This window comes from Flavobacterium sp. AC105, from assembly GCF_979258495.1.
The window spans coordinates 1,474,057-1,495,103 of sequence record NZ_OZ409860.1 but is presented as its reverse complement, the minus strand read 5'-3'; the positions used below and the strand labels follow the sequence as shown (position 1 = coordinate 1,495,103).

The 21,047-nt window shown below is 33.3% G+C and carries 28 protein-coding genes; 23 read left to right on the top strand and 5 right to left on the bottom strand.

The genetic code is table 11. The annotated features are described in order from the left end of the window. Positions 1-7: 7 nt before the first annotated feature. On the bottom strand, positions 8-367 hold the full coding sequence (locus ACZ0AH_RS06815) for a lipocalin family protein (RefSeq protein WP_463475063.1): 360 nt from the start codon (positions 365-367) through the stop codon (positions 8-10). 219 nt (positions 368-586) lie between these two features. Further along, the gene (locus ACZ0AH_RS06810) at positions 587-1,624 is read right to left on the bottom strand and encodes a hypothetical protein (protein ID WP_463475062.1); all 1,038 of its coding nucleotides are present in this window, start codon (positions 1,622-1,624) and stop codon (positions 587-589) included. A 334-nt stretch (positions 1,625-1,958) separates the two neighbouring features. Here ACZ0AH_RS06810 and ACZ0AH_RS06805 point away from each other — a divergent pair, with 334 nt between their 5' ends. The 22 genes from ACZ0AH_RS06805 to ACZ0AH_RS06700 all read left to right on the top strand — a co-directional run bounded on the left by ACZ0AH_RS06805 (position 1,959) and on the right by ACZ0AH_RS06700 (position 16,861). Further along, a complete protein-coding gene (locus ACZ0AH_RS06805) occupies positions 1,959-2,153 on the top strand; it encodes a hypothetical protein (protein WP_463475061.1) in 195 nt (64 codons plus the stop codon). 290 nt (positions 2,154-2,443) lie between these two features. Beyond that, positions 2,444-3,907 carry a tetratricopeptide repeat-containing sensor histidine kinase gene (locus tag ACZ0AH_RS06800; RefSeq protein WP_463475060.1) on the top strand — a complete coding sequence of 488 codons (1,464 nt, stop codon included), beginning with the start codon at positions 2,444-2,446 and terminating at the stop codon, positions 3,905-3,907. Positions 3,908-3,914: 7 nt separating this feature from the next. Next, a complete protein-coding gene (locus ACZ0AH_RS06795; protein WP_463475059.1) occupies positions 3,915-4,583 on the top strand; it encodes a response regulator transcription factor in 669 nt (222 codons plus the stop codon). A 152-nt stretch (positions 4,584-4,735) separates the two neighbouring features. Further along, positions 4,736-4,894, top strand: coding sequence for a hypothetical protein (locus tag ACZ0AH_RS06790; protein ID WP_463475058.1), 159 nt, complete (start codon positions 4,736-4,738; stop codon positions 4,892-4,894). A gap of 81 nt (positions 4,895-4,975) precedes the next feature. After that, positions 4,976-5,182: a hypothetical protein gene (locus tag ACZ0AH_RS06785; protein WP_463475057.1), complete on the top strand. Its 207-nt coding sequence runs from the start codon at positions 4,976-4,978 to the stop codon at positions 5,180-5,182. Between the two features lie 4 nt (positions 5,183-5,186). Continuing rightward, a complete protein-coding gene (locus ACZ0AH_RS06780; protein ID WP_463475056.1) occupies positions 5,187-5,408 on the top strand; it encodes a DUF4236 domain-containing protein in 222 nt (73 codons plus the stop codon). Positions 5,409-5,421: 13 nt separating this feature from the next. Continuing rightward, positions 5,422-5,679 carry an excalibur calcium-binding domain-containing protein gene (locus ACZ0AH_RS06775; protein ID WP_463475055.1) on the top strand — a complete coding sequence of 86 codons (258 nt, stop codon included), beginning with the start codon at positions 5,422-5,424 and terminating at the stop codon, positions 5,677-5,679. Between the two features lie 198 nt (positions 5,680-5,877). Next, positions 5,878-6,480 carry a PH domain-containing protein gene (locus ACZ0AH_RS06770; protein WP_463475054.1) on the top strand — a complete coding sequence of 201 codons (603 nt, stop codon included), beginning with the start codon at positions 5,878-5,880 and terminating at the stop codon, positions 6,478-6,480. 3 nt (positions 6,481-6,483) lie between these two features. Next, positions 6,484-6,693 carry a TM2 domain-containing protein gene (locus ACZ0AH_RS06765; protein ID WP_463475053.1) on the top strand — a complete coding sequence of 70 codons (210 nt, stop codon included), beginning with the start codon at positions 6,484-6,486 and terminating at the stop codon, positions 6,691-6,693. Between the two features lie 195 nt (positions 6,694-6,888). After that, positions 6,889-7,305, top strand: coding sequence for a hypothetical protein (locus ACZ0AH_RS06760; protein WP_463475052.1), 417 nt, complete (start codon positions 6,889-6,891; stop codon positions 7,303-7,305). 24 nt (positions 7,306-7,329) lie between these two features. After that, entirely contained in the window at positions 7,330-7,539 is a 210-nt protein-coding gene (locus ACZ0AH_RS06755; RefSeq protein ID WP_463475051.1) for a hypothetical protein, read from the top strand. A gap of 705 nt (positions 7,540-8,244) precedes the next feature. Next, positions 8,245-8,547, top strand: coding sequence for an urease subunit gamma (ureA, locus tag ACZ0AH_RS06750; protein WP_463475050.1), 303 nt, complete (start codon positions 8,245-8,247; stop codon positions 8,545-8,547). A 16-nt stretch (positions 8,548-8,563) separates the two neighbouring features. After that, entirely contained in the window at positions 8,564-8,938 is a 375-nt protein-coding gene (gene ureB / locus ACZ0AH_RS06745; RefSeq protein WP_463475049.1) for an urease subunit beta, read from the top strand. Continuing rightward, a complete protein-coding gene (gene ureC, locus ACZ0AH_RS06740; RefSeq protein WP_463475048.1) occupies positions 8,935-10,650 on the top strand; it encodes an urease subunit alpha in 1,716 nt (571 codons plus the stop codon). The genes ureB and ureC overlap by 4 nt, the downstream gene beginning before the upstream one ends. Positions 10,651-10,693: 43 nt before the next feature. Then, the gene (gene ureE / locus ACZ0AH_RS06735) at positions 10,694-11,200 is read left to right on the top strand and encodes an urease accessory protein UreE (RefSeq protein WP_463475047.1); all 507 of its coding nucleotides are present in this window, start codon (positions 10,694-10,696) and stop codon (positions 11,198-11,200) included. After that, positions 11,193-11,882, top strand: a complete 690-nt coding sequence (locus ACZ0AH_RS06730; protein ID WP_463475046.1) for an urease accessory protein UreF — start codon at positions 11,193-11,195, stop codon at positions 11,880-11,882. Before ureE ends, ACZ0AH_RS06730 begins: the two co-directional genes overlap by 8 nt. Before the next feature lie 24 nt (positions 11,883-11,906). Next, a complete protein-coding gene (gene ureG / locus ACZ0AH_RS06725) occupies positions 11,907-12,545 on the top strand; it encodes an urease accessory protein UreG (RefSeq protein WP_463475045.1) in 639 nt (212 codons plus the stop codon). Further along, positions 12,545-13,345, top strand: coding sequence for an urease accessory protein UreD (locus ACZ0AH_RS06720; RefSeq protein WP_463475044.1), 801 nt, complete (start codon positions 12,545-12,547; stop codon positions 13,343-13,345). The genes ureG and ACZ0AH_RS06720 overlap by 1 nt, the downstream gene beginning before the upstream one ends. Next, positions 13,342-14,040, top strand: coding sequence for an urease accessory protein UreH domain-containing protein (locus ACZ0AH_RS06715; protein ID WP_463475043.1), 699 nt, complete (start codon positions 13,342-13,344; stop codon positions 14,038-14,040). Before ACZ0AH_RS06720 ends, ACZ0AH_RS06715 begins: the two co-directional genes overlap by 4 nt. A gap of 26 nt (positions 14,041-14,066) precedes the next feature. After that, on the top strand, positions 14,067-14,987 hold the full coding sequence (locus tag ACZ0AH_RS06710) for an urea transporter (RefSeq protein ID WP_463475042.1): 921 nt from the start codon (positions 14,067-14,069) through the stop codon (positions 14,985-14,987). 294 nt (positions 14,988-15,281) lie between these two features. After that, positions 15,282-16,634: a GH1 family beta-glucosidase gene (locus ACZ0AH_RS06705; protein WP_463475041.1), complete on the top strand. Its 1,353-nt coding sequence runs from the start codon at positions 15,282-15,284 to the stop codon at positions 16,632-16,634. A 62-nt stretch (positions 16,635-16,696) separates the two neighbouring features. Then, the gene (locus ACZ0AH_RS06700; protein ID WP_463475040.1) at positions 16,697-16,861 is read left to right on the top strand and encodes a hypothetical protein; all 165 of its coding nucleotides are present in this window, start codon (positions 16,697-16,699) and stop codon (positions 16,859-16,861) included. Between the two features lie 201 nt (positions 16,862-17,062). Here ACZ0AH_RS06700 and ACZ0AH_RS06695 read toward each other — a convergent pair whose 3' ends face one another. The 3 genes from ACZ0AH_RS06695 to ACZ0AH_RS06685 all read right to left on the bottom strand — a co-directional run bounded on the left by ACZ0AH_RS06695 (position 17,063) and on the right by ACZ0AH_RS06685 (position 20,020). Next, on the bottom strand, positions 17,063-18,226 hold the full coding sequence (locus tag ACZ0AH_RS06695; RefSeq protein WP_463475039.1) for an FAD-dependent oxidoreductase: 1,164 nt from the start codon (positions 18,224-18,226) through the stop codon (positions 17,063-17,065). A 30-nt stretch (positions 18,227-18,256) separates the two neighbouring features. Further along, entirely contained in the window at positions 18,257-19,018 is a 762-nt protein-coding gene (locus tag ACZ0AH_RS06690; protein WP_463475038.1) for a DUF6597 domain-containing transcriptional factor, read from the bottom strand. A 366-nt stretch (positions 19,019-19,384) separates the two neighbouring features. Continuing rightward, positions 19,385-20,020, bottom strand: a complete 636-nt coding sequence (locus tag ACZ0AH_RS06685) for a hypothetical protein (RefSeq protein ID WP_463475037.1) — start codon at positions 20,018-20,020, stop codon at positions 19,385-19,387. 730 nt (positions 20,021-20,750) lie between these two features. On the opposite strand from ACZ0AH_RS06685, the gene ACZ0AH_RS06680 reads away from it, so the two are divergent. After that, positions 20,751-20,924, top strand: a complete 174-nt coding sequence (locus tag ACZ0AH_RS06680) for a hypothetical protein (protein WP_463475036.1) — start codon at positions 20,751-20,753, stop codon at positions 20,922-20,924. Positions 20,925-21,047 lie beyond the last annotated feature (123 nt).

Sequence of the window (21,047 nt, the reverse complement as noted above, 5' to 3'; positions counted from 1 at the left end):
AGGCAAATTATCTTGTATAAACAGTAATTATACCAGTAGCTTTATCTTTTAATTTCAATTCTTTATTAGTAAGATTCATAATATCACTAGTTTGAGTAATACCATCAATTACAATAGTTAAGTCATTATGAGATCTTGAATAAATTCCTGAGTGTGTTGCTAAAGCACAATCAACAGTATAATCCCCTACTTCTGCTGTATTGTCTAGTTTAAGATCAAGATAATCTTTACGGCATCCGCTTTGATTTTGTGGTGCATCACCAAGAGTTTCTACTCCACCTATAACTGTACCCACTTTGCTTACATCCCATTTGCCTTCTAGCGGAATTAATGTTTCTCCATCGTTATCATCACTGCTACATGACATAGCAAATAATCCTAATCCAATGCATAATAATAGTCCGAATAATATACGTTTCGTTTTCATGTTTGATTTCTTTTAAAAATGTTTGTAAATATTTATATCCCAAAATTATATCGAACGTCGTTGAATGTTGTTATATAATATTCGGCATCATTTACATAATTTTTGATTTATGTAAATTATTATTTACAAATACATTTAAAAGAATAAGATTTAAGAATCTTACTTACATGGTTTACCTTTTAGATACTTATCAAATATATAGCGTGAAACTGGTCTTAGCGGTCTGTTATATTCAGGATGTCTGCCATGACTATTAAAAAAGTCTATTCCTCCGTTTGGCGTTTTGGTATACCAAATAAAAGCTTCACCATCCTTTCTAAAACAAATAGTGGTATCGCAAGCCTTTAATTTTCTAAAATCTAAAAGTTCTTCATCTAATGGAATTATCTCATTTAAGTTTCCATCATCTTTTGTTGAACAATCTACAATCTCATAATGATCTTCTGACCACTGCATACAATCGTTCTTAAAAAAAGCGAAATAAATTACGGTACTGATTAAACTAAAAATCAGTAGCATCGCAATTGCAGCGTTCTTTAATTTAGACAGATAATCTAAGATCGTTTCCCAAATATTTTTTTTGGTTGAATTTATTGATGGAGGTTGTGAAACTATAGTCATAACTTCTACATGTTTCAAATTTTTATTTTCTTCCTCTTCTTTTATATCTAATGAACCGCCAATTTGTATTTCTGCCTTTAGATTACCCACAAAAGCTTTTGGGGCAGGACTAACATTATCTTTCTCGTCTTCTTTAACTTTTACCTCATTTTCATATTTTACTGCAAATGGCTCAGGAATTTTAGAACCTTCAGGATGTTGTAAATAAGCAATAACTCCTTTTTCTCTGAATTTTCTGAAAGGTCTATGCTGAAAATCAACCAGGATGGCTGTTAAATTAACTGCCTCTATACTTGCTAAATCTGTTTGCTTTCTTAAAAAAGTTCCAATAGGTTTAAACTTATCGGTACTATCTCTAAATAAATTTCTTTTGACAGGATTAAACTCAAATCCAAAAAAAGACGCAAAAATCTTCAAATCATCTTCACTCAAACCTCCTTCAAATTTTTGCCAGCAAAAATCTCTCAAATAAGCTTGCCCAAGTGATGTCAAACTATCAGAAAGTGGATTATTTATATCCTTTTCATATTTAGCTCTGATAGCTTCTTTATAATCTTCAATAGTAAAGTTTGACATAGGCTGTGGGAATTTTTAGGAATTATTAAGAATCTTCAGGAAGGCTTAAACATTGCAGGAATTCCCGGAATTCCTTATCAACACTGGTGTATTAGCGTCGTTACTTTGCTTCAACAAATCAGTTCTTGTTCTACTTCGCGATTAGAACAAATGTACAAAACTGGTTCATTTAAAAGTACGGAAATCCGTAAGACAAGTTTATCTGGGAAGTATAAATAAACTCTTACTGATCTACGCACTTCACTTCCCAAAGCAATTTGGGTATTGCATAACAAAGTTCAGAACCTTTTTGAACGGCAATGCCCTTTAGTAAAAATCTTTAAATCACAAAAAAATGAAAACACTATTTACATTGGGAGCGTGCGCGCTATTGAGTCTGACAATTTTTTCTTGTACAGCTGACGATTTTGAAACATCTAATAAAGGTAAAACAACAAACGAGGTCAAAAAGGATTCCACAACCACTACGTATGCAGATGGTCCGGACGATGATCCGATCCCGGTTAATCCTCCGCCAAAAAAACCGTAAATAAAATTTGGAGTATTCAATTAATTACTAAATTCGGGGAAAGTAAATATATGTTACGATCCCCGTTTTTTTGCTTATTTGTTTTTCTTGCCTTTTTCTCTTGCCAAGAAAAAAAGCCTGGCCCTGTCAAGTCAGATAAGCCTAAAGAATATGCTAATATATTACAGCAAAAAGCAATAGATCATTTCAAAAAAAGCAACTATAACAGCGCTTTTTATTACTTCAATAAATCTAAAATAATATTTGAAACTATTAAAGACAGCTCTGATATTGTCTTCAATACAATTCAAATGGCTAACATTCAGCAAATAAACGGCGATTATTACGGAAGTAAGGAGACTTTAACAGAGGCACTTCCTTACACAAAAAAAGACTATAATTATTCTGCCGCAGTTAATAATTTATTCGGAATTGCTGATAAAGAACTTTCTCTTTATAATGATGCTATTTATTATTACAATCAGGCACTCAAAGGTGTTACAGATTCAATTTCAGCACAATCTCCATTAAATAATATTGCCGTTGTTTACATCAAACAAAAGAAATACGACGACGCAATTAAAACTTTGGAAACTATTTTAAATAAAAAGGTTTTTGATGATAAAATATCTTCTATAAAAAGCAAATCGAGAGTTATTGACAATCTTGGTTTTGCTTATTTTAAAAAAGGAATAAAAGAAAAAGGCCTTCAATTTTTAAATGAGGGTTTACAATTAAGGAAACAAATCAATGACGATTACGGCTGTGTAGGCAGTTATCTTCATTTAGCTGAATTTTACTCCGAAACTGATATTCAAAAATCAAATCAATATGCTAAAAAGGCTTACGAAACAGCAACTAATTTTAATAGTGTTGACGAACGTTTAAAAGCATTGTCTTTTTTAATATCTAATGGTTCAGGAACAAAATACGCTCAAAAATATATTTTGATTAATGACAGTATTATCAGCATCCGAAACAACTTCAAAAATAAATTTGCCAAGATTAAATACGATTCTAAAAAAGAAAAAGACGAGAATCAGAAACTTCGTTTAGAAAAAGTCGAAAATCTATTATCATTACAGGAGGCAAAATACCAAAGAACTTTTTCTGTTCTTGGAGTTATTATTCTTTTTAGTATTCTAATTTATGGTAGAAAATATTATCGAAATAAAAACAGGGTCGAAAAAATAAAAACGGCTTATGATACCGAAACACGAATTGCCAAAAATATTCATGATGAATTAGCCAATGACGTTTTTCATGCGATGACTTTTACACAAACGCAATCTTTAACAAAAGATGAGGTTAAGGAAAATCTGATTCAAAAACTGGATGCTATTTATTCTCGCGTCCGCGGAATTTCACGTGAAAATAATGATATTGATACGGGAGAAAATTTCTCCAATAATATCAAACAAATGCTTGCTACTTATAATAACAATGAAACCAATGTTATTACGAGAAATATGGAGAAAATAAATTGGGACGGAATCGACGATATAAAAAAAGTTACTATCTATAGAGTTTTACAGGAATTAATGGTCAATATGGCAAAACATAGTCAGGCACCGGTTGTTTCTTTCAAGTTCGAAAGTAATCAAAAAAAGTTGTTTATAGACTACGCAGATACTGGAAAAGGATGTGATAAAAATAAAATTATTAAAAATGGTCTGCAAAATATGGAAAACCGTATTCTAGCCATAAAAGGAACTATTACTTTTGATACAGAACCAGATAAAGGTTTTAAAGTAAAAATAACTCTGCCTAAATAAGAGCCGTATGTTTAAAAAAGTAATAATTGCTGAAGATCTTGATGATATAAATCTAGGAATCGAGCAAACCTTAAAAGATTTAGATATTGTAAATTTTCAACACGCAAAATATTGTGATGATGCCTTTCTAAAAATACGAAAAGCCATTCAGGACAATGAACCGTATGACTTACTAATTAGTGATCTGTCTTTTAAAAAAGACCATCGTGAAATAAAAATTACGAATGGTGATGAACTTATCGAAAAAGTTCGTCAACTTCAGCCCAATATTAAAATCATAGCGTATTCTGTCGAAGATAAAAGCTTTCGTATTAAATCTTTATTTGACCATTCAGATATTGACGGTTTTGTATTAAAAGGCCGAAACAGCATTGAAGATCTAAAGAAAGCAATTCATATTATTTCAACTTCAGATCAAAAATTTATTTCGCACGAAATTGCTTCTGCACTTCAGGAAAAAAACAATTTCGAACTAGACGATCTGGACATTAAAATTTTAAAGCATTTATCATCGGGAACTCCGCAAGATGAAATTATACAAATGTTTAAAGACTTGGGTATAAAACCGAATAGCAAAAGCGCAATGGAAAAAAGACTCTCTAAACTAAAAGACTTTTTCAAAGCAAATAACACCATTCATCTGGTTTCTATTACCAAAGATATGGGCATTATTTAAACCTCATCATACGTTATTATTAATTTTTAAAGCTCCTTTTGGAGCTTTTTTTATTGCTGAAATTTAAAAAATTTACAGATTATGGATTTCCGTAAAATACTGGTTTTAAATAGGTTTAAGTTTGACTTATAAATCAATTTAAAATTAAAATTATGAAAAAATTAGTCGTTTTGTTTAGTTTATTCTTCCTGGTTTTAGGAGGGAGTATTGAAGCCCAAAGTGGTCATTACAAAAGTGGAAAAGGTAGTTCTCATAAAGGAGGAAAGTATAAAAATTCAAGTACCGGTAACCACTATAAAAAAAGAAGGTAAATAAATTTCATGCTTCTTTTGGCATAAAAATGCCAAAAGAAGTTTCAAGTAACTACAATTAAACAATTAAAACCAAAAATCATGAAAAAGTATTATGTAAATCAAAACAAACAATCAAACGGAGATCATGAAGTTCACACCGAAGATTGTCAATATTTGCCAACTTTAGCAAATAGAAAATATTTAGGAGAGTTTTCAAGCTGTGCACCTGCAGTTACAGAAGCCAAAAAAACCTATTCACAATCTAATGGTTGTAAAACTTGTTGCAACGCCTGTCATACGTCCTAAAATCATGGGCTTTCGATTTCAAAAAAGAATAAAACTTGGAGGAGGACTCGGATTAAACATTAGTAAATCCGGGATTTCTCCGAGTTTAAGAACAAAGATGGGAACATTTGGCAAAAATGGCTATTCGGTAAAAACAGGCATATCCGGAGTAGGATATCAAAATAGTGGATGTTTGCTCTTGTTCGTCATTACAGGAATAACAACATTTATAATTTATATAATATAAAAAATTACTAATCATGGAAAATAGAATAAAATATACAGGACTTTTTTTGGTCTTAATAATATTAGGAGTAATAATTTCTTGTTCAGAATCTTCAGAATCATCTGATATATTAGATGTAACAAGTAATACATCAACTTCAAATTGTCCAACAAAAACTTGTGCTGATTTTACAACTCAGGCACAAGCACAAGCTGCTTATGACAGTAACAAAACATGCTACAAAAAACTAGATGGCGATGGTAACGGAAAAGCATGTGAATCTTTAAAATAAATAATATAAAAGGTGGTAACTATAATTATCCCTTCAAGATTACAACAAAATCATTACAAACTAGCAAAGATTAGAAAGTTATCGAATAGTTCAGCAATAACAAATAATAGCAATCTCCTCTATTGATGATATTTACCAATTTGAAAAAGAATTACTAGAAACTGTTGCACTTACGAAACCGAATAAAAACAAACCATTATGATAAACGATTTAAAAAAATTCCTGAACGAAGAACAAGATCCAAAAGCAGTTGAAAAGCTATTAGTAAAAGTAAACGGATTGCTTACTTCAGGCGAACAAGTAGAATATATAGCCGTACAAAAAAAACCGGCTCTAAATTTATCTCCGGACTGTATCGCTTTAACAAACAAAAGAATCATTTTCTGCAGACCAAGAAATTTAGGATTATCAATGGATTTTCAGGATTACGCCTGGAAAGACATCTTAGATTGTCATATGAAAGAAGGTATTATGGGAGCAACTTTTTCTATGAAAACCATTAAAGGAACTATGAATATGCTTGATTATTTACCAAAGGCTCAAGCCCGAAAACTATACCAATTTGCTCAGCAAAAAGAAGAAGAAATGGTTGCTTACAGACGTGAACATGATCTTGAAAACAAAAGAGCAATTGCCGGAGGAGGAATTATAGTAAATGCCGGACTTTCATCTCCTCAAACCATAGAACAAAAAGAAGATCCATTAGAAACACTTCAAAAACTAAAAAAATTATTAGAAAGCGAAATTATTTCGCAAGTAGAGTTTGACACAAAAAAAACAGAAATTTTATCTAAAATGTAAATTATGAAAAGCAAACTAACTGCAGCAATTTTGACACTTTTTTTAGGAGGAATCGGAATCCACAAATTCTATTTAGGACAATCAGGACAAGGTATACTTTACTTACTATTTTGTTGGACATTTATTCCTTCCATATTAGCCTTTTTTCAGTTTTTTGGCCTTTTATTTATGTCTGATCATGCTTTTAATGTAAAATATAATAATGGCTTTTAAATAATTTCAAATGAAAAGGCATATTAAACAGAAAAATACCATCAGTCTCTCTCTTACAGACTGATGGTATTTTATAAATAAATCAGGTGTATCTACGCATTTTAGAGAGGGTTATTCTAATTAGATTTATCACAACTTTAAAATCATATAATTTTCAAACCGCATTTTTTAGTTTATCCAAAAACCACAAAGCCTATGTTAAAAAACTACTCTATTTTATTTTCCTTTTTTGTAATCTTCTTATTTTCCTGTGAAAAAGCTGCAACTCCGGCTCCACCACAAATAAATACTTTTTACAAAGCAGCAATTACCGCAGATGACCGAAAAATTATTACTCCTGAAGAAGCAAAAACATACCATGTCAATAAAACATATCATTATGAATACCGGACGGGAAATTCCGGTCATTACGAATATAATTATGATGTGAAAGGCGTGAATATCAAAGGCGATTCTGTTTTTGGAAACATTAATGTCGAAGGTAAATACGGTGCAGGAATCTTAATCACAGATTCAATTCCTGAGCTCGAAATCAAAACAGAATGGATCGCTTACGGAAAACTTAAGGCACTTGACTTAAAAGGAAATGAATATTTCTTAATTGTTAAGTAACCAAATCAACACAAATTTATTCAAATGAAACACATACTAATCTTCACTTTTATATTCTTTACTTCTTTTCATTTTCAGGAAAAAAAAGTTTTTGTCTGTGGTGCAACGGGCGCAAAAAAATACCATTACAATGAAAACTGCCGCGGATTAAAAGGCTGCAGTCATGAAATTGTTAAAATGTCTGTTTTAAAAGCTCAAAACTACGGCTTAACACTTTGTGGATGGGAAGATTAACTATAATTGCCATAAACTTTAAATAAAAGAAAGCAGGCAAAATATTAGATAGTTAAAAAATCTACACCTAATTCAAACGTTTTAAAATTAAACAATTCTAGTATCAATAGGTTTTTCTTACAATGTAAGATATTATAAACTAGATATTTCATACAGAAAAATATTTTTTAACAAAATTTTATTGCGTAATTTATTATTGAATACTTCAAATATATTATTTTTGTAATCTATTATTTACAACAATATGAAGTACAGCATAAGAGATTTCTATAAATTAGAGGGTAAGGCAAAATTTGTCTTATTCTTCTCTTGTATATATCTACTCTTTCTAAGCGCTCCTTTATTCGCAAGTTCTCCTACTTCGATTCCACTACTTCAGAATTCCAAAAAGGAAATTATTACTCAAAAAACTTTTTCTACAATACAATATAATACTGATTCAACATTCTCCATTGACGATATCGAAATGGAAAATATTTGTATCAGTACTTTCAAAATATTTATCTGCCCAATTAATTCAGTTGACAATCAATCTCTATTTCTTAAAGATTGTCAAAGCCGAATGCAATTTAGTGTGCCGTTATTCCTGAAATATCAGGATATCAGGCGCTAAAATAATACTCATCCTATTTTTTTTCTGCATTAGATGTATGTAACATCTGATGAGAATCATTGTACTCGTTTATCAATTTAAAAAACAAGAATATGCACTTAACTCCTAGAGAAACCGAGAAATTACTCGTGTTTTTAGCATCCGAGGTCGCTTTAAAAAGAAAAGCACGCGGACTAAAACTGAATTACCCAGAAACAATTGCAATTATTACCGCATATGTTATGGAAGGTGCCAGAGATGGCAATAGCGTAGCCGACCTTATGCAAAGCGGCGCCAAAGTACTAACGCGAGATGATGTAATGTCTGGTGTTCCTGAGATGATTCATGACATTCAGGTAGAAGCTACTTTTCCAGATGGTACAAAACTGGTAACTGTTCATAATCCGATTCGTTAATCTTAAAAAACAAAAAATGATACCAGGAGAAAGATTTATAAAAGAAGGCGATATCATCTTAAATGAAGGTCGTGAAACTACAACCGTAAAAGTGATTAATACCGGAGACAGACCTATACAGGTAGGATCTCATTTTCATTTTTTTGAAGTAAACAAAGCTGTAGAATTTAACCGCGAAAAAGCATTTTGCATGCGCTTGAATATTCCTGCCGGAACAGCCGTGCGTTTTGAACCAGGTGAAGCAAAGGAAGTTACTCTTGTAAAAATTGGAGGTACGCGCAAAATTATCGGAATTAATAATCTTGTAAACGGTGATGCCAATTCAGCAAAAGTGAAAGAGGCAGCCTTGAAATTAGCTGATAAACTAAATTTTAAAACTACAACAAAATGAGCCTAAACATAAGCAGAGATAAATATGCGAATTTAACCGGACCAACAACGGGAGATAAAATTAGATTAGCAGACACCGATTTAATTATCGAAATTGAAAAAGATTATGCCACATATGGCGATGAGGTAATTTTTGGAGGAGGAAAAACAGTTCGTGACGGTATGGGACAATCGACCACAATTACACGTGACGAAAATTGTTTAGACCTTTGTATTACAGGAGTTGTCATTATTGATCACTGGGGAATTGTAAAAGCGGATATTGGTGTTCGCGATGGTAAAATCGTAGGAATTGGTAAAGCCGGAAATCCTGATATTATGGATGGCGTAGACCCTAATTTAATTATTGGAGCTTCTACAGAACTTCATGGCGGTAACGGTTACATTTTGACCGCTGGTGGAATTGATACGCATATTCACTTTATTTCGCCACAACAAATCGATACTGCATTGTATAGCGGTATTACTACGATGATTGGCGGAGGAACGGGACCAAATGACGGAACCAATGCCACAACCATTACTCCGGGAAAATGGAACCTTGAAAAAATGCTGCAGGCTGCAGAAGAATATCCAATGAATTTAGGATTTTTTGGTAAAGGAAACTGCTCGACTGAAGCACCATTAATAGAACAAATTGAAGCTGGGGCTTTAGGTTTAAAAATTCACGAAGACTGGGGCGCAACTCCTGCAGTTATTGATGCTTCGCTTACTGTAGCAGATAAATATGATGTACAGGTTGCGATTCACACAGATACTTTAAACGAAGCTGGTTTCTTAGAAGATACTATGGCGGCGATAAACGGAAGGGTTATCCATACTTTTCATACGGAAGGTGCCGGAGGCGGACATGCACCGGACATTATTAAAGCAGCAATGTATAAAAATGTTTTACCGGCATCTACAAACCCTACAAGACCTTTTACCAAAAATACCATAGACGAACACATGGATATGCTGATGGTTTGCCATCACTTAAGTAAAAATATTCCTGAGGATGTTGCTTTCGCCGATTCCAGAATTCGTCCGGAAACTATTGCTGCAGAAGATATTTTGCAGGATATGGGTGTTTTTAGTATCATGAGTTCAGATTCTCAAGCGATGGGACGTGTTGGTGAAGTGGTGACAAGAACCTGGCAGACAGCCAGCAAAATGCGCGCTCAAAGAGGATATTTAGAAACTGATACCGAAAATGATAATTTCCGTGTAAAAAGATATGTTGCTAAATACACTATTAATCCTGCAATTGCACACGGAATTTCTGATTATGTGGGTTCTATTGAAGTTGGTAAAATTGCCGATTTTGTACTTTGGAAACCAGCATTATTTGGTGTAAAACCAGAAATAATTTATAAAGGAGGTTTTATTGCTGCAGCAAAAATGGGAGATCCAAATGCTTCTATTCCAACACCTCAGCCTATTATTTACAGACCAATGTTTGGTTCTCACGGAAAAGCTAAATATGCTACTTGTGCCACTTTTGTATCTCAGGCTTCTTTAGACAAAGGAATCGTAAAAGAATATGGTTTACAAAAAATGGTCCTTCCGGTTAAAAATTGTCGAAACATTTCTAAAGAAGATATGATTCACAATAGTGCAACACCAAATATTGATGTAAATCCGGAGAATTATAAAGTATTTGTTGATGGAGAGCATATTACCTGCGAACCTGCTGACAAACTGCCTTTGGCTCAATTGTACTTCATGTTCTAAAGATTTTAACCCGAAACATTTTTAACGTTAAAAAAGTGATCAAATGCTTATTAAAGAAATATTAGGTAATACCACCCAGCAATCATTAGATAAATTAAAGCTAGATATATTAGAAATCGAATGGTATGAAGCTACAAAACGCATTCAGCGAAAAACCACTAATAATGGTACTGATTTGTCTATAAAATTCTTAAAAGAAGGACAAAGACTGCATGATGGCGACATTCTCTATCTGGATAACGAAAAAGCAATTTTTGTACAAATCAAACCTTGTGAAGCAATAGTTATAGCACCAAAAACAATGTTGCAAATGGGAACTGTTTGTTATGAAATTGGAAACAAACACATGCCGCTTTTTATTCAGAAAGATAAAGTTTTGATGCCTTTTGAAATGCCAATGTTTCGATGGTTGGAAGCTGCAGGTTATGAACCTTCAAAAGAAGAACATCAGTTGCTCAATTTATTAAAATCAAATGTAGAACCTCACGGTCATGCTGGAAGTGTTTCTTTATTCAATAAAATTATAAATATCGCTTCTAAAAATGACTAACAAATTCTTAGGCAGTTTATTGCATATTGCCGATCCTACATTACCAATTGGCGGATTTTCACATTCTAACGGATTGGAAACGTACGTACAAAACAATAAAGTAAAAGATACAGCTTCGGCAGAAGTTTTCATTGAAAATATGCTTAGATACAACATCAAATTCAATGATGCTTCATTTATGCGATTGGCTTACGAAAAAACATTAAATAATGATTTGCAGGCCCTAACTCTTTTGGATCATGAATGTACTGCGCTAAAATCTCCGAGAGAAATGCGTGATGCGAGCCAAAAATTAGGGTTGCGTTTCATTAAAATTTTCCGACGACACAAGGAATTTGATTTGGCTTTACAATATGAACAAAGCATTCAAAAAGGCGATGCAACCGGTCATTATGCAATTGCGTTTGGTATGTATGCCTGCCTGATGGAGATTCCGCTTGAAGAAGCCTTATTTGCTTTTTTCTACAACAGCTGCATCGGAATGATAACCAACAGCGTAAAACTGGTTCCGTTAAGTCAATTAGACGGTCAGGATATGATGTTCCGTTTTCAGCCGAAAATAGCCGAATTAGTAGAAGAAACTCTTTGTTTAGACAAAAACCTCATCGGAATGTGCAGTATTGCTTTTGATATAAGAGCCATGCAGCACGAAAGATTATATTCAAGACTTTATATGTCTTAAACCAGTAACAATATCACACGTAAAATGGAAGAAAGAAAATATATAAAAATAGGCGTTGCAGGTCCCGTAGGATCTGGCAAAACAGCACTTCTGGAAAGACTTTCCAGAGCAATGATGAATGATTATGATCTGGGTGTAATTACAAATGATATTTACACTAAAGAAGATGCCGAATTCATGACCAAAAACAGTCTTTTGCCAAGAGAAAAAATTATTGGTGTAGAAACTGGCGGATGTCCGCATACCGCAATTCGCGAAGATGCAAGTATGAATCTTGAAGCAGTAGATGAATTGGCAAAACGTTTCCCGGATATCGAACTTATTCTGATCGAAAGTGGCGGCGATAACCTTTCGGCAACTTTTAGTCCGGATTTAGCCGATGTAACCATTTTTGTTATTGATGTTTCAGGAGGCGAAAAAATCCCCAGAAAAGGCGGTCCCGGAATTACACGTTCTGACCTTTTACTGATTAATAAAATTGACCTCGCTCCTATGGTTGGTGCAAGTTTAAAAGTAATGGAAGAAGATGCCCGCAGAATGCGTCAGGGAAAACCATTTATATTCAGCAATCTTAAAACAGATGAAGGATTGGAAAGTATCATTGGCTGGATTAAAAAATACGCGCTTTTACAAGATATCAGAGAGCCAAAGTTATACAGATAATGGATTCTAAACTACATATTACCGCGGGCTGCCGGGAAGGAAATTCATATATGAAAGATGTTTTTGTATCACCTCCTTTTCGGGTTGTTCCTGTTGGGCAATTAAAAAAAGATGGCGGTGCGTATCTTATGATAACCAGTTCGTCTCCAGGCATTTTAAATGGTGATCGTTACTTTATAGATGTTATGGTAGAAGAAAATGCGCGTTTACAATTGTTGTCACAATCCTACCAGCGCTTGTTTAATATGGATGATTCTGCAACGCAGGAACTTGACGTAAAATTGGAAAAAAACAGTTCTTTTTTTTATGTACCACATCCAATTGTACCACATGAAAACTCAACATTTATAAGTACAAACACCATTAATATTGAAGACGGTTGCAGTTTGATGCTGGGAGAAATAATTACCTGTGGAAGAAAACATCACGGCGAAGTTTTTAAATATTCTCATTTTCAAAATAAAACTGAAGTCTTCTATAAAAACAAACTAATTTTTAAAGACAATATAGTATTGCGTCCACAAACTATTACGTTGGATTCTATAGGCTGTCTGGAAGAATTTACGCATCAGGGCACTTTGGTATATCTGAATACAAAAAACATAAAAACAGATCAATTTGTAGAAGAAATTTTTGAAATGATGAAAGAACAAGGCGAACTGGAATTTGGAATTTCTTCTTTACAAAATGATGGATTTGTTGTACGTGTATTAGGCAATGAAGGCGAAAAAATATTCAACTGCTTTCAGGAAATACAAGAAAAAATATGGAGTTATAAACCTGAAAATATTTTAGCATGACAGAAACATTATGGGCTTTATCGCTCACCGCCATTTCTATCAGTTCTATACATACCATGTCAGGACCAGATCATTATTTGCCTTTTATTGTGTTATCACGTTCCAGAAAATGGTCGGCTTTTAAAACCTATATACTGACAATAGTTTGCGGTTTTGGTCATATTTTAAGTTCAGTAGTATTGGGACTTCTGGCCGTTTTTTTAGGCTGGCAAATGAATAAAATAAGTTGGTTTCAGGATTTACGCGGCAATATTTCCGGTTGGGCATTGCTTATTTTTGGTCTTATTTATTTGGGATATGGTATTTGGCAGGCTTATAAAAATAAACCTCATAAACACTTTGATGTTTTAGGTGAAGATGTTTACGTTTTTGAACACAGACATGGCGAAATTGTAATGCCGGACAAAAGAGTAAAAGTAACACCTCTGGTTCTTTTTGCCATTTTTGTAATGGGTCCAAGCGAACCTTTGATTCCGTTATTATTCTTCTCAGGAACACATCGATCTGTGACAGAAATTACGGTACTAATTACTGTTTTTGCCTTATCTACGGTATTAACAATGTTGCTTATGGTAATTCTGGGGCGTTATGGTTATAGCCTTATCAAAACCGAAAAACTGGAACGCTATTCTAATGCAATTGGTGGTTTTGTAATTACAACCTGTGCTTTCGGAATGGTCTTTTTAGGCTGGTAATTTAAATTAATATTAAAAAGAAAAAAATGAATAAAATAATAGAATCCAAATTTCCTGTTATAGCTGAGGTTTTCAAAGGTATTGGACAAATAATGCTGCAGGAAAACATTTTAACAGGCATATTTTTTACCATCGGTATTTTCCTCGGATCAATACCTATGGGAATTGCTGTGCTTCTCGCATCTTTAACAGGAACACTTACTGCCAAAGTTTTAAAATATGATAAAAACGAAACCAGCATAGGCTTATACGGATTCAGTCCGGCATTAGTAGGCGTTGCTTTAATTTTCTTATTCAGAGATGAACTTATAGTTTGGTTATTTGTCGTTTTGGGATCAATTGCAGCAGCAATACTTCAGCATTTTTTCATCAAAAGAAGCATTCCTGTTTTTACTTTTCCTTTTATTCTTGTAAGCTGGATATTGGTAACCATATTACATCATTTTTCGAATATTCCTCCTTCTGACGCTTTTATCTCTGTTCCTGATTTATCGAATATTGATAGTTTTACCTCAGAAACCAATGGTTTTGGCGAAGTTATTTTTCAGGCAAATATGTGGGCAGGAATTCTCTTTTTTATTGGTGTTTATATCAGTTCTCCTATAGCGGCTTTATACGGGCTTGTAGGCTCGGCTATTAGCGCAGCAGTTTCTTTTCACGTACACGAACCTATAAACCAGATTACTATGGGATTATTTAGTTTTAATGCTGTATTGTGTGCAATCGCTTTTGCAGGAAGTAAAAAAATAGACGGAATTTTGGTTCTTATATCAGTAATAATCTGTGTAATAATCAATATTTATCTTGTAAACTCTAATATCACAATTCTTCAAAATGCAGGCGGCGTTTTCACTTTTCCGTTTGTTTTGGCAACTTGCCTGGTTTTGCCGTTAAAAATCAGAAAAAAAGAAATCTCATTAAAAGTACAAAACCTTATTAAATTATAATCTCCCCATCAAACCGTTTAGATCATTCTGAGCGGTTTTTTTGTTTAAATAAACCACTCCTATTTCAGGCTTTCAGTTGTATAATCCGAAATAAAAAAACACTTAACATTTTCATAATGTTTACATTACGGTTAATTCATATTAGTTTTATTAATTTGATTAAAACTAAATGTTATGAAATTCTTTAATCTAAATTTTCTGGTTTCATTCAAAGAATGGCTTTTTCTAAGAGCCATGCAATCTTCTTTCCTTCATTAATAAATCGAATTTTTTAAAAAAGGAAAGTATAATTGAATGAATAAAGTTGAGAACTCATTTTTGCATAAAGACCAATTTGGAGACGATTTCTTGTGGGGTGTTTCAACCGCCGCTTTTCAAATTGAAGGAGCTCATGATGCCGACGGAAAAGGTTCTTCTATCTGGGACGTTTTTACTTCCCAAAAGGGAAAAATAAAAAATGGCCATCATGCGCTAACGGCTTGTGATTTTTATAATTCATACCAAAATGATATCAACTTAATTAGCGAATTAAACATTCCAAATTTTAGGTTTTCGATCAGTTGGACGCGAATTATGCCTACAGGAATTCATCCTGTAAATCAGGCCGGAATAGATTATTACAACAAAATCATCGATTCTTTATTGGCTTCCGAAATACAGCCCTGGATTACACTCTATCATTGGGATTTACCTCATGATCTGGAAGTAAAAGGCGGCTGGACCAATCGTGAATCTGTTGCGTGGTTTTCTGAATATGTTGACATATGTGCACAACATTTTGGAGATCGTGTAAAAAACTGGATGGTTATAAACGAACCTTCCGTTTTTACAGGAGCCGGATATTTTCTTGGTGTTCATGCTCCCGGAAAAAAAGGGATTACCAATTATCTTAAAGCCATGCATCATGTAACTTTAGCTACTGCTGCAGGTGCAAAAATTCTTAGAAGTAAAGTTCCTGAAGCCAATATTGGTACTACTTTTTCCTGTACACACATTGAGCCTTTTTCTGAAAATCAAAAAGATATTGATGCTGCAAAACGTGTCGATACTTTATTAAACAGAACTTTTATAGAACCCATTTTAGGTCTTGGTTATCCTCAAAATGATCTTCCGGTCCTGAAAAAACTCAATAATTATATTCTGGAAGATGACCTCAACAATCTTGATTTTGACTTTGATTTTATTGGTCTTCAATGTTATACGAGAGAAGTAGTAAAATCATCGTTATTAATTCCGTATATCGGTGCCGAATTAATAAGTGCCGAAAAAAGAAACGTGATTGCTACCGAAATGGGCTGGGAAGTTTATCCGCCCGCTCTTTATCATGTTCTTAAAAAATTCAATGCATATAAAACGATAAAAAAACTCATTATAACCGAAAATGGCGCTGCTTTTCCGGATACTGTTTCAAACGGAAAAGTTTATGATATTAAACGTACACATTACATTCAGGATCATTTAGAGCAAATTCTAAAAGCCAAACACGATGGTTTAAATGTTGATGGCTATTTTGTCTGGAGTTTAACGGATAACTTTGAATGGGCCGAAGGTTATAATGCCAGATTCGGGTTAATTCATGTTGACTTTGAAACTCAGAAAAGAACAATAAAACATTCCGGATTGTGGTTCCGCGATTTTTTATCGTAAATCAGTAAAGAAAATGCCGGAATAAAAATTAAGAGCATCTAATAATTTTAAAAACTAATTTTATGGATATCAACTCAATTATATTGGCTGTAGTGGTTATTGCCGTTACTTTTTTAGTTATTTTCCTGATCAGGCAAAACAAAAAAGACCGTAAAAAAATAGAAGAAGAATTAAATTTCTCTCCCGAACCGGATGAGGTAGAAATCAATAACGATCACAATTTATAGTTTTTTCAGGAGCTATTCCAGCCATACACTATATCTTTCCTTGCCTAAAGAAGGCAAGCAAAGGATGCCGCTTCTGTCTGGGCTAGGACACCCGTTTTCATAAGAAGTCTAAGTTCCGACAAACCTTATATCTTAAAAATTAAAACAAAAAAGCCTTTCAGAACCAAGATTCTGAAAGGCTTTTTTGTTGGAATATTCTATTTAATTTGGCATTTGATGAAACAATTCTACCATTATTTTTAGTCCGTCCGGAGAATACATCCAATTCATCATTTCAGCCGTTTCTTTACATTCATCAGCAAATTTTTCGAACATCACCTTTTCATAATCACCTATTGCTGATTTTATATCCGTAAACTTTCCGTTGGTTAAATTTTCACTTAAATCTAAAGCATCGAGCATTGCTGAATTTACCCCTTCCCCATTTGGAGGCAATAAATGGGCTGCGTCACCAAGCAATGTTATACTAGACTGTGTTTCCCAATATTGATGTGGCGGCATACCATTTAAAGGTCTTACAACAAAATCAGTCTGTTCGTAATCAAACAATTCCAGCCACATAGAATCCCAATCTGTAAATTCTTTTTTAAACCATTCTAAAACCTGTTTGTTATTTTTAAAATCAATCCCGCTTTCTGCCGCCCAATTTTCAGCAGCTTTCCAGCCAATATAAAAATCCAGACTGCCATCACCTTTTGCACTTAAAAATAACGTTTGAGAATGGGCCATAGCCGATATTTTCCCACCTTTTACCAACTCATGCAATTTTGGAGCATTCTTTTCAGAATCAGGAATATTACATACTAAATAAGTAACACCAGAGTAAACAGACTTGATTGGAGTAACAAAAGGACGAATTTTTGAATTTGCGCCATCAGCCCCAATTACAATATCAGCAGTTGCAGTGCTCCCGTTTTTAAAAATAATTTCCCAAACATTTTCCTTGTTTTCAAGCGAAATAATATGACTGTCCCAAACAACAGTATCCGGTTGCAAAGCATCCAGCAAAATATCCCTCAGAGGTCCGCGATCAATTTCAGGTCTGAAGTGTTTATCTCCAAAATCTCCCGTTGAATCCTTATCATGGTCATCATGAAAAACAGTCCCGTTTTCATCCACAACGCGGTATCGATCATTATCCGGTCTGTAATTTGCTTTAAAAGCCTCCATCAATCCCGCTGCTTCAATTGCTTTTAATCCGGATTCGTAATGCAGGTCAAGCGTTGCACCTTGTAATCTTACATTTCTGTTCTCATCTCTTTCATAAACTTTTACGTCTGTACCTTTAAGTTGCAAAAGACGCGCCAGTGTTAATCCGCCGGGACCACCTCCTACGATGGCTATTTTTTTATTTTGTAGTAACATATCTTTAGAATTAGTTTTATCACTGCAAAACTATTTCTTTGGCTCGGGATGGAATAGTAGAAATCGGTCGTTTTTATCTTTAAATAATTCTTTTGGCACCACTCCTGAAAGTCTTTTTACTTCTTTAATAAAATGATTTTGATCTGTAAAATTAAGTTCCGGGAAAAGTTTTCCTTCTTTAATATGTTCCAATGATTCTTTGAATCGCACAATACTGCAATATCCCTTTAGAGAAATTCCAAAATGATCATTAAAATAGCGATTGATTTGTCGGCTGCTCCAAAATACTTTTTCGGATAATTCAGTTACAGACATCGCACCATTTGAGGCATAAATCAATTCAAATAATTTTTGCTTTCTAGGATCGATATCCGGCTTGATTAGCGAAATCATTTTGGCTGAAACTTTCTCGCAAAACCTTTCAAAATCATTTAAGTCGTCTTTTGTAATGCCCCAAAAATCCTTTGGTAAGGGATCAGCGGTATTTAGTATAGAAGCGGCTTTTAGATCTAACAAATATTCAATCGCAAGAAGTTTGAAACTAATTGCAAACACTAATGCTTTTGGAGGAAGAGCAGTTTGTGCAGGTTCGGTTTCCAAACCCATTCGCATGATATGAAAGGACTGTTCCGGCGAATAAAAAAATACAATATCAAACCTTCCATTAGGCAAAACAACAATTTCATGTGCTGAATCTAACGTATTCTCAAGCATCCAAAAATTTTCTACAAAATCAGAAAGTCCTGGTTCGGGTTTTATTATTTTACGTATTATATCATTATTTGCTGTCAAATTTTAGTCGATTAAGGAAACTGGGGTTTGCATTAGGATTTATTCTTTTGCTTTATAAAAATAACCAATTTTATGAGACGTAACATTACCAATAAAAAATGAGTTTTATTGCTTTAAAAATTAATAATGAACAAGGGAATAAATTCCAAAAAAAAAATGTGATAAAAAACTAAAAAAAACAGTAATTCCCCTTGTGTTTACTAGGTTTAACGAATAATTTTGCTTATCTTTATAGTATAAATAACAGCCAATATATGCCGAAAAACAAACTATTTAGAGCCTTGAATTACTTCTTAAAAAATTATTATTTCTTCCTGCATTTTATTCTTCAAAATGCTTCTACACTTCATTTAGAAAATCTTTTTTCTAATCTTTTTTCTTCAGCAGATATAAACAGGCTGAAGATACCAAAGCGACAGCTCCAATTCCTATCGTAATTATTTTTCGCGGATATATTGCCTGAGCCATTTTCTTAGAAAATATACTTCCAAAATTAAAAAAAAGATTTCCTTTTTTAGGATGCTCTTCTGACTCTTCATTTTCATTTTTCACAAAACCCTCTGCTTCTATGACTTCTTTTTCACTTTCAACAACTGCCATAATTTTATCAGCACTTTCAAGCTGTTTGGCTTCTTCAATTCTACACTTTTCATTAAACTTTTTAAAAGGGCGCGGTTGAAAATCAACCATTACTGCTGCAAGATTTATTGCATCAATATTCAAAGGATCTGTTTCGCCCTTAAAAAAGGTCTCAATAGGCCTAAACTTATCTTTTTGCTCCTTGAACTTATTCTTTTTGGTATAATCAAAATCTAAACAAAACAAATTTCTAAAAACATTTAAATCATCTTTAGTTTGGTTATTTTCGAAAATAAGCCAGCACAAATCGCGGAGTTTTCCGCGAGAAGGACTATACAAATAATCAAAATATTCTCCTTCTTTTTCAATCTCATATTTAATTTTAATCGCCTTTTTATATTCTTCTAATGAATTGCTATGCATGGTATTTTATTTTTAAACGGAATTCCTGAGAATCTCTGTAAAACGTGAGGAATTAATGGAATCTTATTTAAAAAAAGGTTTCAAAATGCCTTTAATGAAACATAGAAATTAGTTAGCGCTTTAACTTCAGATCAGGACAAAAGTATAAAACTAGTTCTAATTAACATTGTGAAAAACCGTAAGACCGAGATTATTCGGGAAGTGTAAATAACGTCTTACGGTTCTACACGATTTACTTCCCAAAAAATCAATTTTAGTAAGTGCAAATAACAAATTCCGGACAGCAATTTCATCTTTTTTTTACTAGTCCAAGACAACCTTTTTAGGATTTTTTTCCTCTATTAGAATAAGGTCAGATTGGTTTACATTCAAGTAACATGTCTAAAAAAACTAAAATTTATTGCGCATTGTATTTTGTTTTAAGGAATTCCCGGGAATCTCAGGAAAACGCGGGAATTCTGGGAATCCCCTATCAACAAAGGCTTGAAAGCGCCTTTACTTTGCCAAAGAATTAGTTCACACCTTATCTTAAGATTGAGAAAAGAGTATAAAACTAGTTTTAATTAACAGTGTGAAAAAACCGTAAGACCGAGTTTAATCGGGAAGTGTAAATAACGTCTTACGGTTCTACACACTTACTTCCCCAAAAAATCAATTTGGTATTGCCATTAACAAGCTCTGGAAAACTCCGGACAGCAATACTCATGTCTAATTTTTAAATCAAATCAAAATGAAAAAAATATTACTTTTTATAACTTTCACGTTATTGTTCACGCTATTTTCTTGTACTCCAGACGAGTACGAAACCAAACCAAAAAAGAAAACAGAAAAAACTGACGGTTTCGCAACGGGAGAAAATCCTGATGGACCAGGTGATGACAAAAATCACCCAATAAAACCATAACCTTAATAAATTATATGTTTTATTATCTAATTTATTACTATTTTCGGGGAAAGTAAACTTATATGTTACGGTCCCCGTTTTTTTATTTTATTATCTTTATTTTCCTTTTTTCCTGCAAAGAAA

Excerpts from the sequence above, each read along its gene's own strand:
- ACZ0AH_RS06755 (WP_463475051.1), top strand. The coding sequence starts at position 7,330 with ATGAAACACATACTAATCTTCACTTTTATATTCTTTACTTCTTTTCAT.
- ACZ0AH_RS06700 (WP_463475040.1), top strand. The coding sequence starts at position 16,697 with ATGGATATCAACTCAATTATATTGGCTGTAGTGGTTATTGCCGTTACT.
- ureG (WP_463475045.1), top strand. The coding sequence starts at position 11,907 with ATGGAAGAAAGAAAATATATAAAAATAGGCGTTGCAGGTCCCGTAGGA.
- ACZ0AH_RS06810 (WP_463475062.1), bottom strand. The coding sequence starts at position 1,624 with ATGTCAAACTTTACTATTGAAGATTATAAAGAAGCTATCAGAGCTAAA.
- ACZ0AH_RS06685 (WP_463475037.1), bottom strand. The coding sequence starts at position 20,020 with ATGCATAGCAATTCATTAGAAGAATATAAAAAGGCGATTAAAATTAAA.
- ACZ0AH_RS06760 (WP_463475052.1), top strand. The coding sequence starts at position 6,889 with ATGTTAAAAAACTACTCTATTTTATTTTCCTTTTTTGTAATCTTCTTA.
- ACZ0AH_RS06730 (WP_463475046.1), top strand. The coding sequence starts at position 11,193 with ATGACTAACAAATTCTTAGGCAGTTTATTGCATATTGCCGATCCTACA.
- ureC (WP_463475048.1), top strand. The coding sequence starts at position 8,935 with ATGAGCCTAAACATAAGCAGAGATAAATATGCGAATTTAACCGGACCA.
- ureE (WP_463475047.1), top strand. The coding sequence starts at position 10,694 with ATGCTTATTAAAGAAATATTAGGTAATACCACCCAGCAATCATTAGAT.
- ACZ0AH_RS06770 (WP_463475054.1), top strand. The coding sequence starts at position 5,878 with ATGATAAACGATTTAAAAAAATTCCTGAACGAAGAACAAGATCCAAAA.
- ACZ0AH_RS06805 (WP_463475061.1), top strand. The coding sequence starts at position 1,959 with ATGAAAACACTATTTACATTGGGAGCGTGCGCGCTATTGAGTCTGACA.
- ACZ0AH_RS06765 (WP_463475053.1), top strand. The coding sequence starts at position 6,484 with ATGAAAAGCAAACTAACTGCAGCAATTTTGACACTTTTTTTAGGAGGA.
- ACZ0AH_RS06715 (WP_463475043.1), top strand. The coding sequence starts at position 13,342 with ATGACAGAAACATTATGGGCTTTATCGCTCACCGCCATTTCTATCAGT.
- ACZ0AH_RS06795 (WP_463475059.1), top strand. The coding sequence starts at position 3,915 with ATGTTTAAAAAAGTAATAATTGCTGAAGATCTTGATGATATAAATCTA.
- ACZ0AH_RS06790 (WP_463475058.1), top strand. The coding sequence starts at position 4,736 with ATGAAAAAATTAGTCGTTTTGTTTAGTTTATTCTTCCTGGTTTTAGGA.
- ureA (WP_463475050.1), top strand. The coding sequence starts at position 8,245 with ATGCACTTAACTCCTAGAGAAACCGAGAAATTACTCGTGTTTTTAGCA.
- ACZ0AH_RS06680 (WP_463475036.1), top strand. The coding sequence starts at position 20,751 with ATGAAAAAAATATTACTTTTTATAACTTTCACGTTATTGTTCACGCTA.
- ACZ0AH_RS06780 (WP_463475056.1), top strand. The coding sequence starts at position 5,187 with ATGGGCTTTCGATTTCAAAAAAGAATAAAACTTGGAGGAGGACTCGGA.
- ACZ0AH_RS06710 (WP_463475042.1), top strand. The coding sequence starts at position 14,067 with ATGAATAAAATAATAGAATCCAAATTTCCTGTTATAGCTGAGGTTTTC.
- ureB (WP_463475049.1), top strand. The coding sequence starts at position 8,564 with ATGATACCAGGAGAAAGATTTATAAAAGAAGGCGATATCATCTTAAAT.
- ACZ0AH_RS06720 (WP_463475044.1), top strand. The coding sequence starts at position 12,545 with ATGGATTCTAAACTACATATTACCGCGGGCTGCCGGGAAGGAAATTCA.
- ACZ0AH_RS06800 (WP_463475060.1), top strand. The coding sequence starts at position 2,444 with ATGGCTAACATTCAGCAAATAAACGGCGATTATTACGGAAGTAAGGAG.
- ACZ0AH_RS06775 (WP_463475055.1), top strand. The coding sequence starts at position 5,422 with ATGGAAAATAGAATAAAATATACAGGACTTTTTTTGGTCTTAATAATA.
- ACZ0AH_RS06705 (WP_463475041.1), top strand. The coding sequence starts at position 15,282 with ATGAATAAAGTTGAGAACTCATTTTTGCATAAAGACCAATTTGGAGAC.
- ACZ0AH_RS06695 (WP_463475039.1), bottom strand. The coding sequence starts at position 18,226 with ATGTTACTACAAAATAAAAAAATAGCCATCGTAGGAGGTGGTCCCGGC.
- ACZ0AH_RS06815 (WP_463475063.1), bottom strand. The coding sequence starts at position 367 with ATGTCATGTAGCAGTGATGATAACGATGGAGAAACATTAATTCCGCTA.
- ACZ0AH_RS06785 (WP_463475057.1), top strand. The coding sequence starts at position 4,976 with ATGAAAAAGTATTATGTAAATCAAAACAAACAATCAAACGGAGATCAT.